This window comes from Pseudomonas sp. M2(2023), from assembly GCF_030263955.1.
GTDB lineage: Bacteria > Pseudomonadota > Gammaproteobacteria > Pseudomonadales > Pseudomonadaceae > Aquipseudomonas > Aquipseudomonas asiatica.
Map to the genome: position 1 here is coordinate 4,272,991 of NZ_CP127114.1, position 24,518 is coordinate 4,297,508.

The following is a 24,518-nucleotide window of genomic DNA, read 5'->3' on the forward strand; positions in this document are numbered from 1 at the left end:
ATGGCGCAACACATCGCCCCTCGGGGACAGCGGTTTGAGTAGCCTGCGGCTTTACTGTTAAATAGGCATGGTGCCACCCGTGCGGATTGCCATTTGCCGGGTGCATAGGCTGGCCTGCCGCGTGTTCGCGCTCTACACCTCATGCGCACCGTGCTGCCAGCTCTTCCTGTGATCGGCCTTATCAACTGTGAGCCAACCCCATGTTCAAGATCGTCCATCTGGTGACAGGCGTGGCAGCCTTGCTGCTATCGCTCATGCCCAGCCTGAAAACCGATGCGTTACCCTTCCTGCAACAACCCGACGCGGTCTATCTCGCCCTGCTCGGACTGCTCAACCTCGTCCTGGCCCCCGTCGTGCCACTTTACTACCGCGGCGCGCGGCAACAACTGCAGCAACTGGCCTGCGCCCTGCTGGTGGTGGCTGTGGTGCTGCAGACCCTGACACTGCTGGCCCGCCCGGAAATGGGCAACCTGGCCGCACTGGTCTGCGCAGCGCTGGCCGTGGCCGTGCACCTGGCCGTGGGCTTTGCCCGCAGCCCCCGCAAGGCACGCACCAGCCAGCACGCGGCGCAGGATGGTGGCAGTCGTGATACCGGCACCGTGAAATGGTTCAACACATCCAAAGGCTTCGGCTTCATCTCCCGCGACTCGGGCGATGATATCTTCGTGCACTTTCGCGCCATTCGTGGCGAAGGCCACCGCATCCTGGTGGAAGGCCAGCGCGTGGAGTTTTCCGTGATGCACCGCGACAAGGGCCTGCAGGCCGAGGATGTGGTCGCGGTAACCCGCCGCTGATCCAACTTGCAGAAACCACCCCCTGCAGGAGCGGGCATGCCCGCTCCTGCAGGGGTTCAGGTATCAATAATGAGGCGGTGGCGCCTCTTCCCCTTCGCTGCCGTACTGGCCAACCATCTCATCGTAACGTTTGATCAGCTCGGCCATCTGCAACTGCAGCCGCTCGATCACCCGCCCCTGCTCGACAACCACATCATTCAGCGCCTGAATGGTGTCATCCTGAAACGCCTGGCGGGTTTCCAGTTCGACCACTCGTGATTCAAGCGACATGTCAGATCTCCTGGTAACCGGCGAGATGCAGCCCGCGCAGGCGCTGGCGAATGGCTTGCACCTGGTCGTCGGTGTAGGCCACCGCCGGGCACTTGCCCCACACCGGTGCCGGCCAGGCGGCGTCGTCGCGCTGGCGCACGATCACGTGCATGTGCAACTGGCTGACCACATTACCCAAGGTAGCCACGTTCATCTTGTCGGCGCTGTAGCTGGCTTTCAGCGCTTCGGCCAGGCCGGTGGTTTCCTGCCACAACTGCTGCTGCTCCGCAGCATCGAGCTCGAACAGCTCGCTGATGCCGGCGCGCTTGGGCACCAGTATGAACCATGGATAGTTGGCATCCTTGCTCAGCAGCAACTGGCACAGCGCAAACTCCCCCAGCACCAGCGAATCCTGCTGCAAACGCGAATCGAGGACGAACACGGCAAATCTCCTTCAGGCAGAACCAACCCGCTTCACGCGGAAAACAGGCCTGCAAGGATACCCTGCACGTTCCCGGTAACACAGCGCTACTTTTCGCACCAAAATGAGGCCACCGATACCCCTCGCACCACACTTGTCACCCCGCGGGTGACGCTGCATGAACAAGTTGCGGTAACACATTGACTTTCATGACAGCTTTTCAATTTTAACGATTCTTGACTGTGCTACCGCATCAGGCGCCTCCCGCCCCGTGTTTACGGCACTTTCCGACCCCCGGTAGCAGGTTTTGTGAAAATTTCATGAAGCGTTGTGAATTTTGAGCACGCTTGTTGCATTCCTTTCACGCCAAGTCGGCACGACACCTGCATCGGCGGGTGAACGCGACAAATAACAACAGCGACAGTGGTTACCAGGGAGTTTCCCAACCGGAATCGGTAGTTACAGATTCTTTACGGTGAAAGAAGCAGCGCTGGTGTTGACGGCCCTTAAACCGGGGCGTGATTTGCGACATGGAACTACCTAGAAGCGACATGGTGAAAAAGTTCCGAAAAGGATGCTTATACCCATATCGCCAAGAACAGTCAGCGTGCTATACATTTTCGCCGACATAACAAGAAAGAGCTGCCCCATATAACTAGAACACTTGGACGCAGCGGTACTCTTCCTAAAAACCAAAGGAGCAAATCACGATGCGCGTGATGAAGTGGAGCATGATCGCCCTGGCCGTTGCGGCAGGGACCTCGCAGTTGGCATTGGCCTCTTCCCAGGACGAGTCCAAAGGTTTCATCGAAGACAGCAAGCTGAACGTCAAGACCCGCATGCTGTACTTCAGCCGTGACTTCCGTAACAACCCAGCCGGCACCCAGAGCCGTCGTGAAGAAACCGGCCTGGGCTTCCTCGGCACCTTCGAGTCCGGCTTCACCCAGGGCACCGTGGGTGTGGGTGTCGATGCCATCGGCATGCTCGGCCTGAAACTGGACAGCGGCAAGGGCCGCGCCGGTACCGGCCTGTTCCCTACCGGCTCTGACGGCCGTTCGCAGGATGACTACTCCAAAGCCGGCGGCGCGGTTAAATTCCGCATCTCCGACACCGTGCTGAAAGTGGGTGACCAGTTCACCGCTCTGCCGGTCTTCGCCACCGACGACAGCCGCCTGCTGCCGGAAATTGCCCAAGGCACCCTGATCACCAGCAACGAGATCGAGGGCCTGACCCTGCACGCTGGTCATTTCACCAGCCTGACCGCCCAGGAGCAGACCAACCGCGACAGCTTCGGCCTGAAGGAAGCCAACGTGGTAGGTGGTACCTACGCCTTCACCGACAACCTCAGCACCAGCCTGTACTACTCGAAGGTTGAAGACTACTGGCGCAAATACTACGCCAACGTCAACTGGGCGCTGCCGATCTCGGACAAACAAGGCCTTGTGTTCGACTTCAACATCTATGACACCAAGAGCGAAGGCTCGGCCGAGTACCGCGCATTCGATGGCGACAAGCTGGACAACCGCGCGTTCAGCCTGTCGGGCGCCTACAACATTGGCGCTCACACCTTCACCCTGGCCTACCAGAAAGTCACCGGCGACGGCGACTACGGCTATGGCATCGACGGTGGCGGCACCATCTTCCTGGCCAACTCCGTGGCCCGTTCCGACTTCAACGCCGAAGACGAGAAGTCCTGGCAGGCTCGCTACGACCTGAACTTCGCCGAATACGGCATCCCGGGCCTGACCTTCATGACCCGTTATGTACGCGGTACCGACGCCAACGTCGCCGGCACCAGCAACGGCAAGGAATGGGAACGCGACGTCGACATCAAGTACGTGCTGCAAAGCGGCCCGGCAAAAGACCTGAGCTTCCGCGTGCGTCAAGCCACCTATCGCTCTTCCGATGGCGTCTACTACGATTCCCCATCGATCGACGAACTGCGCCTGATCGTGGAGTACCCGCTGAGCATCCTGTAAGCCTGGCTTGCAGTGCCCCGCACTTGAAAAAGCCCGGCGATCACGCCGGGCTTTTTCTTGGCTGACAAGCGTCACGCCCTGGGGCATCCTGTACGCCTTCGTTTCGCCCCCGTACAATGCGGGTCATTTCAATGTCTTAGGCAATCGACACGGCTCACCATGCGCACCAGTCAATATTTGCTCGCCACCCAGAAAGAAACCCCTGCCGACGCAGTGGTCATCAGCCATCAGCTCATGCTGCGTGCCGGCATGATCCGCAAACTGGCCTCTGGCCTGTACACCTGGCTGCCGATGGGCTTGCGGGTGATGCGCAAGGTCGAGGCCGTGGTGCGTGAGGAAATGAACGCCGCCGGCGCCCTGGAAGTGCTGATGCCCAGCATCCAGCCCGCCGAACTGTGGCAGGAATCCGGCCGCTGGGAACAGTATGGCCCCGAGCTGCTGCGCCTGAAGGATCGCCACCAGCGCGACTTCTGCGTCGGCCCGACCCACGAGGAAGTGATCACCGACCTGGCCCGCAACGAGCTGTCCAGCTATAAACAGCTGCCGCTCAACATGTACCAGATCCAGACCAAGTTCCGTGACGAGATCCGCCCGCGCTTCGGCCTGATGCGCGGTCGCGAGTTCATCATGAAGGACGCCTACTCGTTCCATGCCGACCAGGCTTCCCTGCAGGAAACCTACGACCGCATGCACCAGGCGTATAGCAACGTGTTCACCCGCCTGGGCCTGGACTTCCGCCCGGTTCAGGCCGACACCGGCTCCATCGGTGGCAGCTATTCGCACGAGTTCCACGTACTGGCCGAGTCCGGCGAAGACGACGTGATCTTCAGCGACAGCTCCGACTACGCCGCCAACATCGAGAAGGCAGAGGCCATCCCGCGTGAAACCGTGCGCCCCGCCCCTACCGAGGAGCTGCGCCTGGTCGACACGCCGAACGCCAAGACCATCGCCCAGCTGGTGGAAAACTTCGGCCTGCCGATCGAGAAAACCGTCAAGACCCTGATCGTGCGCGGCGCCGAAGAAGGCAAGCTGGTAGCACTGATCGTGCGTGGCGACCATGAGCTCAACGAAATCAAGGCGGCCAAGCTGGAACAGGTTGCCGACCCGCTGGTCATGGCCACCGACGCCGAACTGCGCGAGGCCATTGGTGCCGGCGCCGGCTCGCTCGGCCCGCTGAATCTGCCGCTGGAAATCGTCATTGACCGCTCGGTTGCCCTGATGAGCGACTTCGGCATTGGCGCCAACATCGACGACAAGCACTACTTCGGCGTGAACTGGGAGCGCGACCTGCCGGTTCCACAGGTCGCCGACCTGCGTAACGTGGTCGAAGGCGACCCGAGCCCGGACGGCCAGGGTACCCTGGTGATCAAGCGCGGCATCGAAGTGGGCCACATCTTCCAGCTCGGCACCAAGTACAGCGAGGCGCTGAAGTGCCAGGTGCTGGGCGAGAACGGCAAGCCGGTAACCCTGTCCATGGGCTGCTACGGCATCGGTGTGTCCCGCGTGGTCGCAGCTGCCATCGAGCAGAGCTACGACGAAAAGGGCATCATCTGGAACGACGCCCTGGCCCCGTTCCAGATCGCTCTGGTACCGCTGCGCTACGAAACCGAGGTGGTTCGCGAGGCGACCGACAAGCTGTATGCCGAGCTGACCGCTGCCGGCTACGAAGTGCTGCTGGACGACCGTGACAAGAAGACCAGCCCAGGCATCAAGTTTGCCGACATGGAGCTGATCGGCATCCCGCACCGCATCGTCGTCAGCGATCGCGGCCTGGCCGAAGGCAACCTGGAGTACAAGCACCGCACCGAGCAGGACGCCCAGTCGTTGCCGCTCGATGAAGTGCTGACCTTCTTGCAGGCCCGCGTTCGCCGCTGATAACCAATGCACGAGTGATCATGTTCAAGCGAAGTACCTTTCCCCTGGGGGGCGCCGCACTGTGCGGCGCCCTGCTCGTCAGCGGCTGCGCCAACCAGATGTCCCAGCGCAGCGACCACGAGGAGCGCGTCGAGCGCAAACTGCTCGAGCACACCCTGCAGATCGATGTCGGCGAGCCGAAGGTGATGGAGCTTCCGCAACGACGTGTGCGCGTGCATGAGCAGAAGCGCTTCGAAGTCACCGAATTCGAAGTCACCCGCAGCTATGACCGCTATACGCCTTACCAGCCCTGGCGGGAGATCTACGAGATCCCGCTGGGTGCGGTGGCCGTGGTGGCAGGCGTGGGTGCCAACGTGGTCAATGTCTTCGCCCTGGGCAACCTCCCGGAAAGCATCACCCACGACTGGCTCAGCTACGGCGTGGACGGGCTCAACCCGTTCATGAACGTGCCGTCCAACGGCCGTGCCCAGCAGAACCTGGCCGGGATCAGCGAAGTGCAGAAAGGCAAGCGCGAGGAATCTACCAGCGTGCCCTGGAGCGAACGCCTGGTCGAGGTCAAGGCCGGCAAGATGACCCACGAGCTGACCACCGACAGGAACGGCGTGCTGCGCCTGAACCTGCTCGACAGCCCGTTCTCCGAGCAGAACCTCAACCACATCGGTACCCTGCACCTGCAGGTGCTGGACGAGGACAACGCGGTACGTGGCGATGCCAGCCTGCTCGTCAGCGCCACCCTGCGCAACAAACTGCTCGAGGCCCATGAACTGATCTTCGATGACCTCGAAGATGACGATGTCGGCCAATGGGTTCACCGGGTCAAGCGCTTGTCCGAACTCGGCCTGGAAGAAGAAGCCAGTGAAATGGAACAGAGCCTGATCGAACTGACCCGCAACGATCCGGAGTTGCAGCAGGAGTTTCTGCAGTCGCTGACCAAGGCCACTGGCCGGTTGGTGGCCGACCCGGGCGCGCAGTAACACGTTGGGGCTGCCATGCAGCCCCTTCATTTCGGCGGGAACAGCTCCAACTGCTCATGCGCCCCGCGCAAGTCGCGCAACCTCACGCCTACCCCCAGCAAGCGCACCGGCTTGCCACCACGGGCAAACGCCTGCCCCAGCAATTGGCGATAACTCTCCAGGTCCCTGCCTGCGCCCGCCTGCTCCATGGTGGTCTGGCTGAAGTCATGGAACTTGACCTTGACGAAGGGTTTTTCCGGCCGGTAACTGCTGTCCATGCGGGCGATACGCTCGTTCAGGCTCTCCAGAAGTTCGGGCAGCCGTGCCAGGCAACTGGCCAGGTCCGGCAGGTCGGTGTCGTAGGTGTTTTCCACGCTGACCGACTGCCGGCGACTGTCATTGTGCACGGCACGCTCATCGACACCCCGTGCCAGCCCCCACAAACGCTCGCCAAAGCTGCCGAACTCGCGCACCAGCGCCAGACGCGACCATTCGCGCAGCTCCAGGCAGGTTTCGATACCCAACCGCGCCAGCTTGTCTGCCGTTACCTTGCCCACCCCGTGCAACCTGGCCACCGGCAGGGCGGCGACGAATGCCTCCACTTCGCCCGGGGTAATCACGAACAGGCCATTGGGCTTGCGCCAGTCACTGGCGATCTTGGCCAGGAACTTGTTTGGCGCCACACCGGCCGAGACAGTGATATGCAGGGTGCGGGCGACACGACGGCGGATATCCTCGGCAATGCGCGTGGCGCTGCCCGAGTACCACTGGCTATCACTTACATCCAGGTAGGCCTCGTCCAGCGACAGCGGCTCGATCAGTTCGGTGTAGTCACGGAAGATCGTGTGGATTTCCCGCGAGGCTTCACGGTAGGCCTCGAAGCGCGGCTTGACGATCAGCAGGTCCGGGCACAGCTTCAGCGCGTGCCGCGACGACATGGCCGAACGCACGCCGTAGGCACGCGCTTCATAGTTGCAGGTGGCGATCACCCCACGGCGGTCGGCCGAGCCCCCCACCGCCATGGGCCGCCCGGCCAGGCGCGGGTCGTCACGCATTTCGATCGCGGCATAGAAGCAATCGCAGTCGACGTGGATGATCTTGCGCAAGGACATGGATGACCGTCAGCACTGTAAATTCATACAGATAGTATCGCATGCGCCCTGGGGTATGCAGCCTGTGCGCGACATTGCTCGATAATCGGCCTGAAAGCCCCGTCGCGCCTGAGCTGCGAGCCATATACAGATGCTAAGAGTTTGAACAAGAAAGGTTTTTTCAGAAAAAAGCTTGACACCCGCGGGTAAATCCGTAGAATTCGATCTCACAGGCGCGGGATGGAGCAGCCTGGTAGCTCGTCGGGCTCATAACCCGAAGGTCGTCGGTTCAAATCCGGCTCCCGCAACCAGATTCGAGAAAAGGCCACTGTTAACACAGTGGCCTTTTTCTTTTGCGTCAAATAATGCGCTGATAGAAATTTCAAAAAAATCAACGACTAGCGCTTGACACCCTTTCTGGAAACTGTAGAATGCGCACCACTGACGCGGGATGGAGCAGCCTGGTAGCTCGTCGGGCTCATAACCCGAAGGTCGTCGGTTCAAATCCGGCTCCCGCAACCATATTCGTCAGAACAAACCCCGCCTGTGTAACAGCAGCGCGGGGTTTGTTGCTTCTCCCCTCCTGCTTTTCGCCCCCCAAATTTTCCCGTCCTACAGCCAACCCGCAGGCTTGAGAGGTCGTGCCCAGGATGAACTATCTTTAACCCTGCCAGACCGCTGAAAACGCTCGAGGCCGGAGTAACATTGGATACGTTTTTCTAAGGGACTTTCACTTGGCCATACCTTTCCCTCACCTCGCGCTGCACGCCCGGGGAAATCCATGACTTCCCACAATCCCGAATCCCCGGTGCCGCTTGCCACAAAGCTGCCTGGCGCCGTACAACGTCTGCCCTTGCTGGAACGCATGAGCCGTTACCGCCAGCCCATCGGCCTAGTAGTGACCCTGGTGTTGTTCACCATGGCCTTGGTCGCCTGTCGCCACCTGTTGAGCGAGTTGGACATCTATGCCTTGCACGATGCCATGCTCAGCGTGCCGACCCAGTCTTTACTTGGCGCCTTGCTGGCAACCGTGCTCGGTTTCGTGATCCTGCTCGGTTACGAGTGGTCGGCCAGCCGCTATGCCGGCGTGAAACTGCCCGCGAGCAGCCTGGTGCTGGGCGGCTTCAGCGCCTTTGCCATAGGTAACGCCATCGGCCTGTCGATGCTTTCGGGCGGTTCGGTGCGCTATCGCCTGTATGCACGCCAAGGGGTTGGCGCAGGTGAAGTTGCACGGATGACCGTTTTTGCCAGCCTGTCACTGGGCTGCGCGCTACCGCCTCTGGCCGCCTTGGCGACCTTGAGCGACCTGCCGGCGGCCTCGGCCGCACTGGGTTTGGCGCCTGGCTTGCTGGCAGGTATCGCCACAGCCGTGCTGCTGGTGTGCAGCGTGCTGGTTTTCGGTCTATACCGCCGGCGTCTGGCTGAACAACCATTGGCCAACAACCTGCTGGTACAACTGGGCCGCCGCACGCTGCGCCTGCCCGGCGCACGCCTGGCGGCCCTGCAATTGCTGATCACCGCACTGGATGTCGCCGCTGCCGCCACCGTGCTGTACCTGCTATTGCCCGAAGCACCGCCATTCGGTGCCTTTATCCTGGTGTACCTGCTGGCCTTGGCCGCAGGTGTGCTCAGCCACGTACCGGGCGGCGTCGGGGTATTCGAAGCCATACTACTGGCGGCTTTTGCCGACCAACTTGGCGCGGCGCCGCTGGCAGCGGCACTGCTGCTGTATCGGCTGATCTACGTGGTGCTGCCGCTGCTGCTGGCCTGCGCGCTGCTGCTGGCCAACGAGGCCCGGCGCCTGCTGTTCGCGCAACAGGCTATCAAGGCCGCTTCCGGGCTGGCTGCACCGATCCTTTCGATCCTGGTATTCCTGTCCGGGGTGGTGCTGCTGTTCTCCGGTGCCACGCCCGAAATCGACACCCGCCTGGAGCACATGGGTTTCCTGGTTCCGCACCGCCTGATCGATGCTTCGCATTTTGGCGCCAGCCTGATCGGCGTACTGTGCCTGCTGCTGGCACAAGGCCTGCGCCGACGCCTGTCCGCCGCCTGGCTACTGACCACCGTGCTGTTGTTGGTCGGTGCCCTGCTGTCGCTGCTCAAGGGCTTCGATTGGGAAGAGGCCTGCTTGCTGACCCTGACTGCCGCCCTGCTCGCCCTGTTCCGCCGTTCCTTCTACCGCCCCAGCCGCCTGCTCGAATTGCCATTCTCGCCGGTGTTTCTGGTAGCCAGCGCCTGTGTGGTCGGCGCATCGGTTTGGTTGTTGCTGTTCGCCTATCAGGATGTTCCCTACAGCCATCAGTTGTGGTGGCAGTTCACCCTCGATGCCGATGCCCCGCGTGGCCTGCGCGCCGCCATGGGCAGCGCCTTGCTGCTGGCGGCCGTGGCCCTGACCTGGCTGCTGCGTACCGCACCGCCGGTGATCCACTTGCCAGACGAAGAAGAGCTGCTGCGTGCCAACCGCATTCTGCTGGCATCCGACCAGCCAGATGGCGGCCTGGCGCTGACCGGTGACAAGGCGCTGCTGTTCCACCCTGGCAACAACGCCTTCCTCATGTACGCCCGTCGCGGTCGCAGCTTGGTGGCCCTGTACGACCCGATCGGCCCGGCCCAGGAGCGCGCCGAGATGATCTGGCAGTTCCGCGACCTGTGCGACCTGCACCATGCCCGCCCGGTGTTCTATCAGGTGCGCGCGGAGAACCTGCCGTTCTACATGGACATCGGCCTGACCGCGCTGAAGCTGGGTGAAGAAGCCCGGGTCGACTTGCGCCGTTTCGATCTCGAAGCCAAGGGCAAGGAAATGAAGGACCTGCGCTACACCTGGAACCGTGGCGGCCGTGACGGCCTGAGCCTGGAAATCCACGAACCCGGTCATGCCCCGCTGGCAGAGCTGAAGGAAATTTCCGACGCCTGGCTTGGCGGCAAGAACGTGCGCGAGAAAGGCTTCTCGCTGGGGCGCTTCAGCCCTGAATACCTGCAGCATTTTCGCATTGCCCTGATCCGCTTCCAGGGCCGCCCGGTGGCTTTCGCCAACCTGCTGGAAACCCATGGCAAGGAACTGGCCAGCCTTGACCTGATGCGTGCGCACCCCGAGGCCCCGAAGCTGACCATGGAATTCATGATGATCGGCCTGATCTTGCACTACAAAAGCCATGACTACGCCCGCTTCAGCCTGGGCATGGTGCCGCTTTCCGGTCTGCAGCCGCGGCGTGGCGCGCCCTTGACCCAGCGCCTGGGCTCGATGGTGTTCCGCCGTGGCGAGCAGTTGTACAACTTCCAGGGGCTTCGACGCTTCAAGGACAAGTTCCAACCGGACTGGGAACCCCGTTACATGGCCGTGCCGGCCGGGCTCGACCCGCTGGTGGCACTGGCTGACACCGCCGCCCTGATCGCAGGCGGCCTGACTGGATTGGTGAAACGTTGATGATCCGACGCTTTTGGCTGTACCTGCTGGTTCCCCTGCTGTTGGCCGCCCTGGGAGGCGCGCTGGCGTTCTGGCTATGGACGCGCCCGGCTCCCGAGGCACGCCTGGAACAACTGAGCATCAATGACACCCACATTACCCGTGTGACCCCAGCCGTGCACCCCAAGGCCCGGGTGGCCATCGGCGTACCCCAGGACCAGGCGCTGACCGACAGGCAGCTGCTGGACCTGGCTCAGGCTGGCGAAGCGCAAGTGGTGCAGGTGATCCTGCCGCCCAATGACTGCAGCAAACAACAACAGGCCCTGGACCAGGCCTTGGGCCAGTTACCGGAGAAGCCGACCCTGGTTGCCGGTATCGGCCCTGGCGCCGCCCAGGCCTGGCGCTGGCTGGCCAGCCAGAACAACGACAAGGCGCGGGCGATTTCCGTGGGCTTCAGCCTGGAACAGCCGGGCTGCCAGACAGCGCTGCCGAAGTCGGCCGCCCACGGCCACTGGAACGTCGCCTGGAACGACAACCCGGATGACGCCAGCGCCGCCTTCGTGCGCGACCAGGCCAATGCCGAAACCAGCATCAGTGACTACGACATCCACCTGCCACAAGTGCTCAAGGCCCAACTGACCCAGGCCCTGGTCGGCCACGACGGCAATGCCCTGGCCATTCCGGTAGTCGAGGTGCCAGCCGGGCAGACCACCGACACGGTCACCCTGTTCCTTTCCGGTGATGGCGGCTGGCGAGACCTGGACCGCGACGTGGCCGGGGAAATGGCCAAGCTTGGTTACCCGGTGGTCGGCATCGACACGCTGCGCTACTACTGGCAACACAAGACCCCGGAACAAAGCGCCGCCGACCTGTCCGAGCTGATGCAGCACTACAGACAGAAGTGGGGCACCAAGCGCTTCGTGCTGACCGGCTATTCGTTCGGTGCCGACGTCCTGCCGGCGATCTACAACCGCCTGCCGGCCGAGGACCAGCAGCGTATCGACGCGGTGATGCTGCTGGCATTTGCCCGCAGCGGCAGCTTCGAGATCGAAGTCGAGGGCTGGCTGGGCAAGGAAGGCCAGGAAGCGCCAACCGGGCCGGAAATGGCCAAACTGCCGGCGTCCAAGGTGGTGTGTGTGTATGGCGTGGAAGAAACCGACGAGAGCGGTTGCACCGACAAGACTGCGGTGGGTGAACGCCTGAAGCTGCCAGGGGGGCATCACTTTGACGAAAACTACCCGGCACTGGCCAAGCGCCTGATCGGTGAGATCGAGACGCGCCAGGGCAAGTCGAGTGTGGCTGAGCAGAACTGATAAGGCTTGCGGCCCATTCGCGGGTAAACCCGCTCCCACAGGTACAGCGCAAGCTTTGAAAGCTATGCGCTCCCTGTGGGAGCGGGTACTGCCTTGAAATCTGTGTTGCCCTTCAGATCTCGACCTGGGTCCCCAGCTCGATCACCCGGTTCAGCGGCAGGTTGAAGAAGCGCAAGTTGCCGTTGGCATTCTTCAGCAGGAACGCGAACAGGTTGCCCCGCCAGCGCGACATCCCCTCCAGCCGTGAGGCGATCACGGTCTCGCGGCTGAGGAAGAAGGTGGTGCGCATCGGGCTGAAGTCCAGGTCTTCCAGGTGGCACAGCTTCAACGCCGCCGGCACGTCCGGTTCGTCCATGAAGCCGAAGTGCAGCAACACGCGGAAGAACCCATCGCCATAAGCCTCCACTTCAAAGCGCTCCTGTTCCGGCACGCGTGGCCGGTCCTCGCTGACCACCGTCAACAGCACCACCTGGCTGTGCAGCACCTGGTTATGCAGCATGTTGTGCAACAGCGCATGGGGCACCGCATCGGAGCGTGCCGTGAGGAACACCGCCGTGCCTTCGACCCGGTGCGGAGGCTGAATGCGGATACTGCTGATGAACAGCTGCAGCGGCAGCGCGCCTTCGTCGATGCGCTCCATCAGGATCTGCTTGCCGCGCTTCCAGGTGCTCATCAACAGGAACAGCACAGCGCCGGCCAGGACCGGGAAGGCCCCGCCCTGGATGATCTTCGGCACGTTGGCGGCAAAGAACAGCCCATCCACCAACAGGAAACCCATCAGGATCGGCACCGCCAGCACCGGCGGCCACTTCCATAGCAGCAGCATCACCGCCGCAACCAGGATGGTGGTCATCAGCATGGTACCAGTCACAGCCACGCCGTATGCCGCCGCCAGGGCACCGGATGACTCGAAACCGAGCACCAGCAGTACCACGCCGACCATCAGTGTCCAGTTGATCGCACCGATATAGATCTGCCCTTGTTCATCGCTGGAAGTGTGCTGGATCTGCATGCGTGGGATGTAGCCCAGCTGGATGGCCTGGCGGGTCAGGGAGAACGCCCCCGAGATTACCGCCTGCGAAGCGATCACCGTGGCCATGGTAGCCAGGCCGACCATCGGCAGCAGTGCCCAGCCCGGCGCCAGCAGGTAGAACGGGTTACGTGCTGCATCCGGCTCCTGCAGCAGCAACGCGCCTTGGCCAAAGTAGTTGAGCACCAGCGCCGGCAGCACCAGGGCAAACCAGGCCCGAGCGATCGGCTTGCGGCCAAAGTGGCCCATGTCGGCGTACAGCGCCTCGGCACCGGTCAGCGCCAGGACCACCGCGCCTAGAATGGCAACGCCCATGCCGGGGTGAACCACGAAGAAGTTGACCGCCCAGGCCGGGTTGAAAGCCTTGAGCACTTCCGGGCTCTGCGATATGCCGTACACGCCCAGCGAGCCCAGCGCCAGGAACCAGGTGACCATGATCGGGCCGAACAGCTTGCCGATCTTCTCGGTGCCGTGCTTCTGCACCAGGAACAGCGCCACCAGGATCACCAGCGAAATCGGTACAACCCAGTGATCGATACCATCAAACGCCAGGCCCATGCCTTCCACCGCCGACAGCACCGACACCGCCGGCGTGATCATGCTGTCGCCATAGAACAGCGAAGCGCCGATCAACCCGCACACCACCATCAACGTACGCAACCTCGGGTAGGCCGACGTGGCCCGCCGCGCCAGCGCGGTCAGCGCCATGGTGCCGCCCTCGCCCTGGTTGTCGGCGCGCAGGATGAACATCACGTACTTGAACGACACTACCCATAGCAGCGACCACAGGATCAGCGACAGGATCCCCAGCACGCCGTCATGGTTGACCGGCACTCCGTACCCGCCGCTGAAGACCTCCTTGAGGGTATACAACGGGCTGGTGCCGATATCGCCATAAACCACCCCGACCGCCGCCACGAGCAGGCTCAACGACCGCGTCGCACCCTGCTTCCCCTCGTGCCCGCCCTCGGCGTGACTGCTTGCCTGAACCATCGACCACTCCCGCAGACGGCCTTGCAAGGCCAGTAGAATTCCCGATGCGCCAGGTGATACTGATACTCCCGGCGCAATGGCGCGAAGCATAGCGCAGCGTTCGTCGCATTTCTGCTGGTCAAGCGACCCTGCGCTCGCTAGAATTGCGCACTTTTTGATCAGAGGCGCCAAAAGCGCCCGTCAAGATCGCCCCCGATTCCGGCCGGGCGACCTGCATTCAATACCGAGGTTAGTCATGTCCACCACGCCCGCCACCCCCAAGGTAGGTTTCGTAAGCCTGGGTTGCCCAAAAGCCCTGGTCGATTCCGAGCGCATCCTGACCCAGTTGCGCATGGAAGGCTATGAAGTCGTGCCCACCTACGAGGACGCCGACGTAGTGGTGGTCAACACCTGCGGCTTCATCGACAGCGCCAAGGCCGAGTCGTTGGAAGTGATCGGCGAAGCGATCAAGGAAAACGGCAAGGTCATCGTCACCGGCTGCATGGGTGTCGAGGAAGGCAGCATCCGCGACGTACACCCGAGCGTGCTGTCGGTCACCGGCCCGCAGCAGTACGAGCAGGTGGTCAACGCCGTGCACGAAGTGGTGCCACCACGCCAGGACCACAACCCGCTGATCGACCTGGTGCCGCCGCAGGGCGTCAAGCTGACCCCGCGCCATTATGCGTACCTGAAGATTTCCGAAGGCTGCAACCACAGCTGCAGTTTCTGCATCATCCCGTCGATGCGCGGCAAACTGGTCAGCCGCCCGGTCGGCGAAGTGCTGAGCGAGGCCGAGCGCCTGGTCAAGGCCGGGGTCAAGGAGATCCTGGTGATTTCCCAGGACACCAGCGCCTACGGCGTCGACGTCAAGTACAAGACCGACTTCTGGAACGGCCGCCCGGTCAAGACCCGCATGCTCGAGCTGTGCGAAGCCCTGAGCAGCCTGGGTGCCTGGGTACGTCTGCACTACGTGTACCCGTACCCGAACGTCGACGACGTGATCCCGCTGATGGCCGCCGGCAAGATCCTGCCGTACCTGGATATCCCGTTCCAGCACGCCAGCCCGAAAGTGCTCAAGGCCATGAAGCGCCCGGCCTTCGAAGACCGCACCCTGGCACGTATCAAGAACTGGCGCGAGCAGTGCCCGGAGCTGGTGATTCGCTCCACCTTCATCGTCGGCTTCCCGGGCGAGACCGAGGAAGACTTCCAGTACCTGCTGGACTGGTTGACCGAAGCCCAGCTGGACCGCGTGGGCTGCTTCCAGTACTCGCCGGTAGAAGGCGCCCCGGCCAACGACCTGGGCCTGGAAGAAGTGCCGGACGACGTCAAGCAGGACCGCTGGGACCGCTTCATGGCCCACCAGCAGGCCATCAGCGCCGCCCGCCTGCAACTGCGCATCGGCAAGGAAATCGACGTGCTGATCGATGAAGTGGAAGAGCAAGGTTCGGTTGGCCGCAGCTTCTTCGATGCCCCGGAAATCGACGGCAGCGTGTTCATCGATGGCGACCACGGCTTCAAGCCGGGTGACAAGGTACGTTGCCGCGTGGTGGATGCCGACGAATACGACATGTGGGCTGAACCCATCTAACGCAGCAGCAAACTGAAAAGCCCCTGCCCCGCCATTCCCCACAAGGAACTCCCGGGCCAGGGGCTTTTTCGTCAGAACGCGTGAAAAAGCATCAGGCCGCCCTCTGCATCCGGGCTGGCATCCGAGAAGCCTTTGACTGCATAGAGTTGCACTTTCCACTGCTGGTTGAGCTTGTGTGTCAGGAACAGGGTAAGTTCCTTGATCTGCGCGCCCGTCGAGACGACTTTCTGCCGCCAGTCGTAGGAGGCACCCGCCGAAGTGCCTGCAGCCACGGGCATGGCGAAGCCGAGACTGGCAAATATCGGGTCGTCGAAATCACTGTCGGGCGGGTCGCCGAACTTCTTCCAGCCCAAGGTCGCGAAACCGGTCACCGGGCCAAAGGCCTTGGCGATATCGACCTGGCCGGTGTAGTCGTATTCACCGGTGCCCAGGCACTGGTCTTCATCGGCAGTGGGGAATTTGACCTTGCCGATCAGGTCCAGCATCAGGCCACCGTCACTGCCGTCGAGCAGGGCGTAACCGGCGCTGGCAACCGTGTCTCCCAGCCCGCTTTCCACATCCCGGCAGCCACCGGGCAAGGGGTCACCATTCGGGCCCACTTCAGGGTTGGTGATGCGCAGCCAGGGCACAGTGACCTTGTAGGTCATTGGGCCGGTTTCATACTTACCGACCACGGGGACGTACCAGATTTCCGAGGTTGTACCCGTGCCATAGTCGCCACTTGAATAGTCCATGCCTATGGCGGCGCTGAAGGTATCGCCCAGGACCGACGCGCTGGCGCATGACAGCAAGCAGGCGAAAAGAGGGAGCGTGGGTCTCATCTGCACCTCGGTATCCCGGACGGGAAGGGTGATCGCACTTACCCAGCCTAGTTGCCTAATGCCCGGATCGCTCTGGATGCTCCACTTTTTCGGCTTTCTCTACTGTCTCGGGTCTTTCGACCTTTTCGACCTTCTCTACTTTCTCGACCTTCTCGACCTTCTCGACCTTCTCGACCTTCTCGACCTTCTCGACTTTCTCAGGCTTTTCGATCTTCTCGACCTTCTCGACTTTCTCAGGCTTTTCGATCTTCTCGGCTTTCTCGATCTTCTCTACTTTTTCTACCTTCTCTACCTTTTCAACCTTCTCTGCTTTTTCAATTTTTTCCACCTTTTCGAGCTCGACCTTCTCTACCCGGTCAGAGCTTCCGCTATTGCTGCTCTCGGGTCGCTCCATGGTGTCGACATGTTCCGACTTTCCGGACTTGTCCACGCGTTCAGTACCGTCCCGACCACTGGAATCGTCAACACCGCCGTGCCCGCTGTGGTCATCACTGCTTTCAATGCGATCACTGGTCGCATCGCGTCCGCCATGCCCGCTATTGCTGGAACCTTCAGCGTCACGGGTGCCGTGCCCGCTGCCACGCCCCGAATGCCCTCTGTCCGGGTTGTCGGCACGGCCGTCATCGAACTCCACGCGGGTTGCCCGCAGCTCGTGCTTGCCATTGAACACCCCGCTCACCCGCACACGTTGATCGAGCGCCAATGCCGCGGGCTGCTTGCCGACGATCACGGTACCCTGCCCCAGCGTCACCTTGATGCCTGCCACCACCAGTTGTTGAGCGTGGCTGCGCTGTACCAGCCCCTCGATCACCGCCGTCTGCACACGGCCAGCAAAAGGCAGGCTCGGGTCTGGGCGGGTTTGCGCCACTTCCAGCTGGCGTCCGGTCCACTGCCCACGTACCAGCACTTCCCTCGCAGGTGCCACACGGGTTCCCAGCTTCAGCCCCTGGAGGCTGCCAGCACGGTCTACCGCACCGATGGCACTGGCCTCCCTGAGCCCCGGCGCCCGCTCGATACGGCTGGCTACCACTTCACCCTTGGCATCGCGCAGGCCACTGACCCTGACCGGCTCGCCCGGGCGCAACCCTTCAGCCACCCGCGCCCCTGCAGCAAGCCGCACGGGTTGGCCCATGACCCGCAGGGGGGCCGATGCATTGGGCAGTGCCGTCAGCGGCCCTTCGTAAACGTTGAGGATCGAGATGCGCCCTGCTTGCAGGCCGCGTTTGCCGGCAAATGCCTCAACCGCGACAACCTGGCCGATTGCCAGGTGAGCGCTACTGGCAGGCGCACCGTTTTCACTCACCGGTACGTCCTTGCCAAAGTGCACTTCCAGGCCATTGACGCAAATCGAGGCGAACCCGGTGATGGTGCCGACGATGCCCGTGCCACCGGTACCGCCCGGGCGCAGGATCGGTGCGCCGGTACCGCCTGCCCCGCCGTGATCGATGAAGGTGCCGTCCACACCGTCGGCCACCGCACCGGTCCCACCCGTGCCGCCGGGACGCTGCGGCAGCGGCGCACCGGTGCCACCCACTCCGCCGTTTTCGCTGCGTACACCGGTACCACCGACACCGCCCGTCCTGGCCCCGGTACCACCAATACCGCCGGGAAACTGCAAGCCCGCCGCCCCCGCCATACCCACTTCGTCACGGCTGACACATACCGGTGCTGCGGCCACCTCGGCAGGCGCCACCAGGTTCAGCCCGAAACCCAGGACCAGTGTGACCACACTGAGGCAGCGCGCGAGGGAAGTCATGGGTCGGGTGTCTTCGACAAATCGGGGTCGGTAGTTTCAGTGTAGAAATAAAGCCCTACCGTGATACGGTGACGTTGCTCGGCGCTGGGCACATCGGCATCTTCCAGGTCTGATGCAAGCCGGCTGAAGGCAAGCAGCATCTGCATACCGTCCTTGTCCACCGCTGCACGCAAATGGTCGACGCTGGCCGAGCTCAAGGCGTCGTAGTGCACACTGCGTTCAAAGAACGGCTGGCCGTCCCCACTCAGGTTGTGCACTGCTGCGCAGGCATGGTCATGCAGGTTGTGCCCAAAGTACGCGGCCTTTTCGTCGAAGCCCTTCTGCGGCACGAATGCCTGGGCTTCCAGGTGGACACAGTCCTGGTCGTCGAGCCGGACGATACCCAGGCGCAACCACTCATCCAGCACCACCCGCCCGCGGATGTCGGTGCTGATCTTCGCCACCAGCGCATCGAAGGAACGATCGCCGCCAACGCTCGCCAGACGCGGCAACGGCAGCGCCTGGCCAGGCTCCGAGCAGAACGGCTTGCCAGTGGTCCACATATTGACCAACTGTGCACCTAATGTAATGTTTTCCGGCAGCGCGGCGAGCGACGCCCCCCCCTCGCTACGCAAACGCCGGACATCCTTGCGATGCACGCCCGTGAGCAGGCTGATGCGGCTGTCGGTCGGCACTGTACCGTCCAGGCGAAACTCGCGATGCGCTACATCGACGAACACTTCCTTGAGCAGGTCGGCGAACATCGTGTAGGTGACCCCTTTGCGCAGCATCAGGCGCACCAGAGGACGCATGACACGCCGCAGTGCGCTTAACATCGAAGGGGGGATGGTAGGCGATTGCATTGAGCGCATTCCTTGACAGATGAACCCAGTATACGACGCGGGAAAAGATCCCACACCAACTGTGACCATATCCCTGACGAGATGAGGGATAGTCGTCGGCGCTCATTGCATTCGCGTTGAGTGGGGCTGCCGTGTATCCGAACCTGGCCTCATACAGGCCCGCCCCGTGGGCGCTGCATGAGACCGTTCAGAGCCAGTCAGCTCCTGCTGTTGTCATCACCCGGTTCGCCACCCAGATGGTCGCCACGATCATCACCAGGTTCACCACCAACGTGATTGCCGTGGTCATCGCCAGGCTCACCGCCAACATGATTGCCATGATCGTCCCCGGGCTCACCGCCAACGTGATTGCCATGATCGTCACCGGGCTCACCGCCAACGTGATTGCCGTGATCGTCCCCAGGCTCACCGCCAACGTGATTGCCATGATCGTCACCCGCTTCAGCGTGGTTGCCGCTGCGCCCAGAGTTCGAGGAGCCGTCATGGCCGCGCCCACTGTTGCCGGCATGGCCATCTCCATCCCCACCAGCGCCGTGGCCGCCGCCCTCACCGCCATGGCCGCCACCACCACCGCCGTGACCACCACCGCCACCACCGTGGCCACCACCGCCACCGCCACCGCCATGGCCTCCACCGCCACCACCGTGGCCACCGCCGCCACCACCATGGCCTCCACCGCCGCCACCGTGACCACCGCCGCCGCCATGGCCACCACCACCCCCACCATGGCCACCGCCGCCACCTCCGTGACCGCCTCCACCACCACCATCCTTGGCGTAGGCGCTGGAGCCATTGGAAATCGAGTCAGGGACCAGAACGATGGAAGTCGACAGCACGCCAGCAACGGCAGCCGCCAATATCGCTTTTTTGAACAGCACATGGATTTGCATATTTCGTCTCCAGGTCGTCGCCGTGAGAAACGCCAAATCAAGCCGGGAATCCTGTGTCAGGTTCTTGCTTTTCATTATGTGGGAATTTTTCCCACAGAAAATTAATAGACCGCCAAACCCCGAGATTCAAGCAGCGCACGGAGAAGCCGACCGGTGGTTGGCCTGCTATGTTTGCCTTATCGTCATGGAGGAACACCGGCATGCATTCGGTACTGACGCTGCAAACCCCGCGCTTGAGTGACTACGGCGAACTGGTACAGGTGTGGGAGGACTCTGTACGCGCCACCCACGACTTCCTGCCGGATTGCTACATCGTCTTGCTGCGCGACCAGGTGCTGCGTCGCTACCTCGATGCAGTGATGCTGATCTGCTGCAAGGACCGCCAGCGCATCTGCGGCTTCGCCGGGGTCGCCAACGGGCGCGTGGACATGCTGTTCGTCGCACCGGAGTACCGTGGCAAAGGGGTTGGCAAGCGCCTGCTGCACTATGCGATCGACGAACTGAATGCCGAGCGCCTGGACGTCAATGAACAGAACCCGCAAGCCTTGGGCTTCTACCTGCATGAGGGCTTCGAGGTGATCGGCCGTTCGGAAACCGACGGCCTGGGGCAACCCTACCCGCTGCTGCACATGCGCCTGCGCAAAACGGCGTAAATGACACAGATTCCCAGCCCCTCTGCCGCGCGGGCAGGTACAATGCAGGTCTTTCCCTGCCTTTGCGAATTGCCGTCATGTCCGAACCCGTCCGCCTGTCCAAACGCCTTATCGAGCAGCTTGGCTGCTCCCGCCGCGAGGCCGAGCTGTATATCGAGGGCGGCTGGGTCACGGTCGATGGCGTGGTGGTCGAGCAACCGCAGTTCAAGGTCGAGCAGCAGCGCGTCGAACTGCTGCCGGGTGCCCGTGCCGAAACGCTGGAACCGGTAACCCTGCTGCTGAACCAGCCGGCCAGCGTGGACAGCGAGACCGCCCGCGCCAGCATGAACATGAGCAACCTCAGCGAAGCCCACCGCGAAGGCGTGCGCGCACTGCACGGGCATTTTGCCCGGCAGGCCTGCGTGGCGCCGCTGGAGCGCGGTGCCAGCGGCCTGCAGGTATTCACCCAGGACTGGCGGGTAACCCGCAAGATCGACGCCGACCTGCGCCGCCTGGAACAGGAATTCATCGTTGAAGTGCGCGGCGAGACCACGCCCCAGGCGCTGGAACGCCTGGCGCGCGGTGCCACCCGCAATGACCGCGAGCTGCCTAAAGCCAAGGCCAGCTGGCAGAACGAAACCCACCTGCGCATGGCCCTGAAAAACCCGCAGCCAGGGCAGATCGCCGAGCTGTGCGCCTACCTGCGCCTGGAGCTGGTAGGCATGCGCCGCATTCGCCTGGGTGGCGTATCGATGGGCAAGTTGCCCCTGGGCCAGTGGCGCTACCTGGCCACTACCGAACGTTTCTAAGCAATACGCCGCGCCACAGGTGCGGCACCTGAACAGGATTCTGCAACAATGAACCACAACGACGTCCTGCGCAGCCTGCGCTACATGCTCAAGGTGAATGACGCCAAGATGGCCGAAATCATCGGGCTATCCGGCCTCGACGTGCATCCCCTGGTGCTGGCCACCTACCTGAAGAAGGAAGACGAGGAAGGCTTCGTGCGCTGCCCGGAACGGGTCATGGCGCACTTTCTCGACGGCCTGGTGATCCACCGCCGCGGCAAGGATGACAGCCGCCCGCCGCAGCCGATCGAGCTGCCGGTGACCAACAACCTCATCCTCAAGAAGCTGCGGGTGGCCTTCGAGCTCAAGGAAGACGACCTGCATGCGATCCTCAAGTCGGTCAACTTCCCGGTCAGCAAGCCCGAACTCAGCGCACTGTTCCGCAAGGCCGGCCATGACAACTACCGCCCGTGCGGCGACCAGTTGCTGCGCAACTTCCTCAAGGGCCTGACCCTGCGCGTGCGCGGCTGATTGGCCATGCAGCATTCGGTTACCCCGGTCGGCATCATCCGCTCCTGTTTCAAGGAGAAGTTCGCCATCCCGCGCCAGCCGCAACTGGCGCCCGCCGCACGCGGCGTGCTCGAGCTGCTGCCGCCGTTCGACCAGGGCGATGCGGTCGAGGGGCTGGAACAGGTCAGCCATGTCTGGCTGCTGTTCCTGTTCCACCAGGCACTGGAAGACAAACCCCGCCTGAAGGTGCGGCCACCACGCCTGGGTGGCAACAAGAGCATGGGTGTGTTCGCCACCCGCGCCACCCACCGGCCCAATGGTATCGGCCAGTCGGTGGTGCGCCTGGAAGGCGTGGAGCCAGGGCGCCTGCTGCTGTCTGGTATCGACCTGCTCGACGGTACGCCGGTGCTGGATATCAAACCGTATGTGCCTTACGCCGATAGCATCGCTGGCGCCAACAACCAGATGGCCAGCCAAGCGCCTGCCGCGATCGCCGTGCAGTGGGGCGACAACGCCCTGCCCCAGGCCCGCGAACATGCACTGCGCCTGGGTGAACCGCTGGTGGAGCTGATCGAGCAATGCCTGGCGCAGGACCCACGGCCGGCCTACCAGGTGCCGCCGGCCGAGCGGGTGTATGGGGTGAAGTTCTGGGATGTGCAGGTGCGCTGGCACTACCCGCAACCGGACGTGATCCGGGTGCTGGAGGTGGTGCTGGCCTGAAGGCTGTGCGCAGGCCTTGTGGGAGCGGCCTTGTGTCGCGAAAGGGCTGCGCAGCAGCCCCGGCAATCTTGCAGGATGGCTGATATCCCGGGGCCGCTGCGCGCCCCTTTCGCGACACAAGGCCGCTCCCACAAGGAACCGTGCGCCGCACAGACATGAAAAAGGCGACCCTGAGGTCGCCTTTTTCTTTTCACCATCCCGCGATCAGCGAGCCGGGCCTTCAGCCACGCCCAGGTCGTCGGTCGGACGGGTATCGACCAGCGGCGCACCACCGGAGGCCAGCTCCGATGCCAGCTTGTCGTTGTCCATTTCCTTCACCCACTTGGCCACGACCACGGTGGCAACGGCGTTGCCAACCAGGTTGGTCAGCGCGCGGGCTTCGGACATGAAGCGGTCGATGCCGAGGATCAGCGCCAGGCCGGCAACCGGCAGGTGGCCAACGGCCGACAGGGTGGCGGCCAGGACGATGAAGCCCGAACCGGTAACACCGGCAGCACCTTTGGAAGCCACCAACAGCACCAGCAGCAAGGTGATCTGGTGAGTGATGTCCATGGTGGTGTCAGTGGCCTGGGCGATGAACACCGCAGCCATGGTCAGGTAGATCGAGGTGCCATCGAGGTTGAACGAGTAACCGGTCGGGATCACCAGGCCAACCACCGACTTCTTCGCACCCAGGCGCTCCATCTTGGCCAGCATGCGTGGCAGGGCCGACTCCGAGGACGAAGTGCCCAGCACGATCAGCAGTTCTTCACGGATGTAGCGGATCAGCTTGAGGACACTGAAGCCGTGGGCGCGGCAGATACCGCCCAGCACCACCAGCACGAACAGCAGGCAGGTGATGTAGAAGCAGGCCATCAGGTAGCCCAGTTGCACCAGCGAGCCAACGCCGTACTGGCCGATGGTGAAGGCCATTGCACCGAAGGCACCGACCGGGGCCAGTTTCATGATCATGTTGATGATGTTGAACATGACATGGGCGAAGCGGTCGATCATGTCCAACACCGGCTTGCCATAGCTGCCCAGGCGGTGCAGGGCGAAGCCGAACAGCACGGAGAACATCAGCACTTGCAGGATGTCGCCGTTGGCGAAGGCGCCGACCACGGTGTTCGGGATGACGTTAAGCAGGAAGCCGACAGTGGTCTGCTGCGCGCCGGCGGCGGCGTAGGCAGCCACGCTGCTGGCGTTCAAGGTGCTGACATCGATGTGCATGCCAGCGCCCGGCTTGACCACGTTGACAACGACGAGGCCGATGATCAGGGCGACCGTGGAGACGATTTCGAAGTACAGCAGCGCGTAGCCGCCGGTCTTGCCGACCGACTTCATGCTCTGCATGCCGGCGATGCCGCTGACCACGGTGCAGAAGATGATCGGGGCGATGACCATCTTGATCAGTTTGACGAAGCCGTCTCCCAAGGGTTTGAGGGCGACGCCCGTCTCCGGATAGTAGTGGCCGAGCAGGATACCGATGGTGATGGCGACCAACACCTGGACATACAGGGATTTGTACAGCGGCTGACGTATCGTCATGGCTAATTTTCCTCAAGTGTGCCGGTTCACCCTTCCCAGGGCGATGGGGCACCTGAATCGCTAACCCTCCTGCACCCGGAGGGATTTGTCGTTGTGTTCGAGCTGCCTGGGCAGGCCTCTGCGAGGATCAATAGCAAGGGTGGTGCCAAAATGCCCACGAAGGGTGCAAGTGCCGTATTTGCGAGGGATAAACGCCCAACGACGGGGCGAATTGCCTGAGGAAGGCTGGCGGATTTCCGCCCGGTGGCGGGATTTGTACAGGGGCATTGGCGGGAATCCGCCCATTGTGGTTTGCCTGTGCCGGCCTCTTCGCGGGTAAACCCGCTCCCACAGGAACCGCACAGGGCTCGAGTGCAGTGCACCC

The 24,518-nt window shown here is 62.7% G+C and carries 20 protein-coding genes and 2 tRNA genes; 13 read left to right on the forward strand and 9 right to left on the reverse strand.

What is annotated here, in order from left to right:
- Positions 1-200: 200 nt before the first annotated feature.
- A complete protein-coding gene (locus QN085_RS19670) occupies positions 201-794 on the forward strand; it encodes a cold-shock protein (protein WP_023661809.1) in 594 nt (197 codons plus the stop codon).
- 63 nt (positions 795-857) lie between these two features.
- On the opposite strand, the gene QN085_RS19675 is transcribed toward QN085_RS19670, so the two are convergent.
- Both QN085_RS19675 and QN085_RS19680 read right to left on the reverse strand, forming a co-directional pair.
- Complete coding sequence (locus QN085_RS19675) at positions 858-1,064, reverse strand: SlyX family protein (RefSeq protein ID WP_023661808.1); 207 nt, start codon at positions 1,062-1,064, stop codon at positions 858-860.
- A gap of 1 nt (position 1,065) precedes the next feature.
- On the reverse strand, positions 1,066-1,485 hold the full coding sequence (locus QN085_RS19680) for an HIT family protein (RefSeq protein WP_013973817.1): 420 nt from the start codon (positions 1,483-1,485) through the stop codon (positions 1,066-1,068).
- Between the two features lie 689 nt (positions 1,486-2,174).
- Here QN085_RS19680 and QN085_RS19685 point away from each other — a divergent pair.
- The 3 genes from QN085_RS19685 (at position 2,175) to QN085_RS19695 (ending at position 6,292) form a co-directional block, all read left to right on the forward strand.
- Positions 2,175-3,443: an OprD family porin gene (locus QN085_RS19685; RefSeq protein ID WP_013973818.1), complete on the forward strand. Its 1,269-nt coding sequence runs from the start codon at positions 2,175-2,177 to the stop codon at positions 3,441-3,443.
- Positions 3,444-3,602: 159 nt separating this feature from the next.
- Positions 3,603-5,318, forward strand: coding sequence for a proline--tRNA ligase (locus QN085_RS19690; RefSeq protein ID WP_013973819.1), 1,716 nt, complete (start codon positions 3,603-3,605; stop codon positions 5,316-5,318).
- 20 nt (positions 5,319-5,338) lie between these two features.
- Positions 5,339-6,292: a hypothetical protein gene (locus QN085_RS19695; protein ID WP_023661807.1), complete on the forward strand. Its 954-nt coding sequence runs from the start codon at positions 5,339-5,341 to the stop codon at positions 6,290-6,292.
- 26 nt (positions 6,293-6,318) lie between these two features.
- On the opposite strand, the gene dinB is transcribed toward QN085_RS19695, so the two are convergent.
- Positions 6,319-7,377, reverse strand: coding sequence for a DNA polymerase IV (gene dinB / locus QN085_RS19700; RefSeq protein WP_161795744.1), 1,059 nt, complete (start codon positions 7,375-7,377; stop codon positions 6,319-6,321).
- A gap of 219 nt (positions 7,378-7,596) precedes the next feature.
- Here dinB and QN085_RS19705 point away from each other — a divergent pair.
- From QN085_RS19705 to QN085_RS19720, 4 genes are all read left to right on the forward strand, one after another.
- Positions 7,597-7,673, forward strand: a tRNA-Met gene (locus QN085_RS19705).
- A 134-nt stretch (positions 7,674-7,807) separates the two neighbouring features.
- Positions 7,808-7,884, forward strand: a tRNA-Met gene (locus tag QN085_RS19710).
- Positions 7,885-8,143: 259 nt separating this feature from the next.
- Positions 8,144-10,786: a bifunctional lysylphosphatidylglycerol flippase/synthetase MprF gene (gene mprF, locus QN085_RS19715; protein ID WP_024087592.1), complete on the forward strand. Its 2,643-nt coding sequence runs from the start codon at positions 8,144-8,146 to the stop codon at positions 10,784-10,786.
- Positions 10,786-12,078: a virulence factor family protein gene (locus QN085_RS19720; protein ID WP_013973823.1), complete on the forward strand. Its 1,293-nt coding sequence runs from the start codon at positions 10,786-10,788 to the stop codon at positions 12,076-12,078. Before mprF ends, QN085_RS19720 begins: the two co-directional genes overlap by 1 nt.
- Before the next feature lie 112 nt (positions 12,079-12,190).
- Here QN085_RS19720 and QN085_RS19725 read toward each other — a convergent pair whose 3' ends face one another.
- A complete protein-coding gene (locus QN085_RS19725) occupies positions 12,191-14,101 on the reverse strand; it encodes a potassium transporter Kup (protein ID WP_023661805.1) in 1,911 nt (636 codons plus the stop codon).
- Between the two features lie 235 nt (positions 14,102-14,336).
- On the opposite strand from QN085_RS19725, the gene rimO reads away from it, so the two are divergent.
- Entirely contained in the window at positions 14,337-15,668 is a 1,332-nt protein-coding gene (gene rimO / locus QN085_RS19730) for a 30S ribosomal protein S12 methylthiotransferase RimO (protein ID WP_013973825.1), read from the forward strand.
- Between the two features lie 71 nt (positions 15,669-15,739).
- Here rimO and QN085_RS19735 read toward each other — a convergent pair whose 3' ends face one another.
- From QN085_RS19735 to QN085_RS19750, 4 genes are all read right to left on the reverse strand, one after another.
- The gene (locus QN085_RS19735) at positions 15,740-16,489 is read right to left on the reverse strand and encodes a hypothetical protein (RefSeq protein WP_024087593.1); all 750 of its coding nucleotides are present in this window, start codon (positions 16,487-16,489) and stop codon (positions 15,740-15,742) included.
- Between the two features lie 55 nt (positions 16,490-16,544).
- Complete coding sequence (locus tag QN085_RS19740; protein WP_096010233.1) at positions 16,545-18,245, reverse strand: DUF5666 domain-containing protein; 1,701 nt, start codon at positions 18,243-18,245, stop codon at positions 16,545-16,547.
- Positions 18,242-19,087, reverse strand: a complete 846-nt coding sequence (locus QN085_RS19745) for a DUF6502 family protein (protein WP_023663572.1) — start codon at positions 19,085-19,087, stop codon at positions 18,242-18,244. The genes QN085_RS19740 and QN085_RS19745 overlap by 4 nt, the downstream gene beginning before the upstream one ends.
- A gap of 197 nt (positions 19,088-19,284) precedes the next feature.
- Positions 19,285-19,977 carry a hypothetical protein gene (locus QN085_RS19750; protein WP_230397056.1) on the reverse strand — a complete coding sequence of 231 codons (693 nt, stop codon included), beginning with the start codon at positions 19,975-19,977 and terminating at the stop codon, positions 19,285-19,287.
- A gap of 200 nt (positions 19,978-20,177) precedes the next feature.
- Here QN085_RS19750 and QN085_RS19755 point away from each other — a divergent pair, with 200 nt between their 5' ends.
- The 4 genes from QN085_RS19755 (at position 20,178) to tsaA (ending at position 22,627) form a co-directional block, all read left to right on the forward strand.
- Positions 20,178-20,630, forward strand: coding sequence for a GNAT family N-acetyltransferase (locus QN085_RS19755; RefSeq protein WP_023663473.1), 453 nt, complete (start codon positions 20,178-20,180; stop codon positions 20,628-20,630).
- 77 nt (positions 20,631-20,707) lie between these two features.
- Positions 20,708-21,418 (forward strand): rRNA pseudouridine synthase, encoded by a 711-nt coding sequence (locus QN085_RS19760; protein ID WP_013973831.1) that lies wholly within the window; start codon positions 20,708-20,710, stop codon positions 21,416-21,418.
- A 48-nt stretch (positions 21,419-21,466) separates the two neighbouring features.
- Positions 21,467-21,928 (forward strand): YehS family protein, encoded by a 462-nt coding sequence (locus QN085_RS19765; RefSeq protein WP_013973832.1) that lies wholly within the window; start codon positions 21,467-21,469, stop codon positions 21,926-21,928.
- Between the two features lie 6 nt (positions 21,929-21,934).
- Entirely contained in the window at positions 21,935-22,627 is a 693-nt protein-coding gene (tsaA, locus tag QN085_RS19770) for a tRNA (N6-threonylcarbamoyladenosine(37)-N6)-methyltransferase TrmO (RefSeq protein WP_013973833.1), read from the forward strand.
- A 204-nt stretch (positions 22,628-22,831) separates the two neighbouring features.
- Here the strand turns inward: tsaA and QN085_RS19775 are convergent, their stop codons facing one another.
- A complete protein-coding gene (locus QN085_RS19775; RefSeq protein WP_285688032.1) occupies positions 22,832-24,154 on the reverse strand; it encodes a dicarboxylate/amino acid:cation symporter in 1,323 nt (440 codons plus the stop codon).
- Positions 24,155-24,518 lie beyond the last annotated feature (364 nt).

What these genes read in the sequence shown, in the direction of transcription:
- tsaA (WP_013973833.1), top strand. Translation starts at nt 21,935, where the DNA reads ATGCAGCATTCGGTTACCCCGGTCGGCATCATCCGCTCCTGTTTCAAG.
- mprF (WP_024087592.1), top strand. Translation starts at nt 8,144, where the DNA reads ATGACTTCCCACAATCCCGAATCCCCGGTGCCGCTTGCCACAAAGCTG.
- QN085_RS19775 (WP_285688032.1), bottom strand. Translation starts at nt 24,154, where the DNA reads ATGACGATACGTCAGCCGCTGTACAAATCCCTGTATGTCCAGGTGTTG.
- QN085_RS19670 (WP_023661809.1), top strand. Translation starts at nt 201, where the DNA reads ATGTTCAAGATCGTCCATCTGGTGACAGGCGTGGCAGCCTTGCTGCTA.
- QN085_RS19745 (WP_023663572.1), bottom strand. Translation starts at nt 19,087, where the DNA reads ATGCAATCGCCTACCATCCCCCCTTCGATGTTAAGCGCACTGCGGCGT.
- QN085_RS19755 (WP_023663473.1), top strand. Translation starts at nt 20,178, where the DNA reads ATGCATTCGGTACTGACGCTGCAAACCCCGCGCTTGAGTGACTACGGC.
- QN085_RS19765 (WP_013973832.1), top strand. Translation starts at nt 21,467, where the DNA reads ATGAACCACAACGACGTCCTGCGCAGCCTGCGCTACATGCTCAAGGTG.
- QN085_RS19750 (WP_230397056.1), bottom strand. Translation starts at nt 19,977, where the DNA reads ATGCAAATCCATGTGCTGTTCAAAAAAGCGATATTGGCGGCTGCCGTT.
- QN085_RS19735 (WP_024087593.1), bottom strand. Translation starts at nt 16,489, where the DNA reads ATGAGACCCACGCTCCCTCTTTTCGCCTGCTTGCTGTCATGCGCCAGC.
- QN085_RS19685 (WP_013973818.1), top strand. Translation starts at nt 2,175, where the DNA reads ATGCGCGTGATGAAGTGGAGCATGATCGCCCTGGCCGTTGCGGCAGGG.
- QN085_RS19675 (WP_023661808.1), bottom strand. Translation starts at nt 1,064, where the DNA reads ATGTCGCTTGAATCACGAGTGGTCGAACTGGAAACCCGCCAGGCGTTT.
- QN085_RS19720 (WP_013973823.1), top strand. Translation starts at nt 10,786, where the DNA reads ATGATCCGACGCTTTTGGCTGTACCTGCTGGTTCCCCTGCTGTTGGCC.
- QN085_RS19690 (WP_013973819.1), top strand. Translation starts at nt 3,603, where the DNA reads ATGCGCACCAGTCAATATTTGCTCGCCACCCAGAAAGAAACCCCTGCC.
- QN085_RS19760 (WP_013973831.1), top strand. Translation starts at nt 20,708, where the DNA reads ATGTCCGAACCCGTCCGCCTGTCCAAACGCCTTATCGAGCAGCTTGGC.
- QN085_RS19740 (WP_096010233.1), bottom strand. Translation starts at nt 18,245, where the DNA reads ATGACTTCCCTCGCGCGCTGCCTCAGTGTGGTCACACTGGTCCTGGGT.
- QN085_RS19725 (WP_023661805.1), bottom strand. Translation starts at nt 14,101, where the DNA reads ATGGTTCAGGCAAGCAGTCACGCCGAGGGCGGGCACGAGGGGAAGCAG.
- rimO (WP_013973825.1), top strand. Translation starts at nt 14,337, where the DNA reads ATGTCCACCACGCCCGCCACCCCCAAGGTAGGTTTCGTAAGCCTGGGT.
- QN085_RS19695 (WP_023661807.1), top strand. Translation starts at nt 5,339, where the DNA reads ATGTTCAAGCGAAGTACCTTTCCCCTGGGGGGCGCCGCACTGTGCGGC.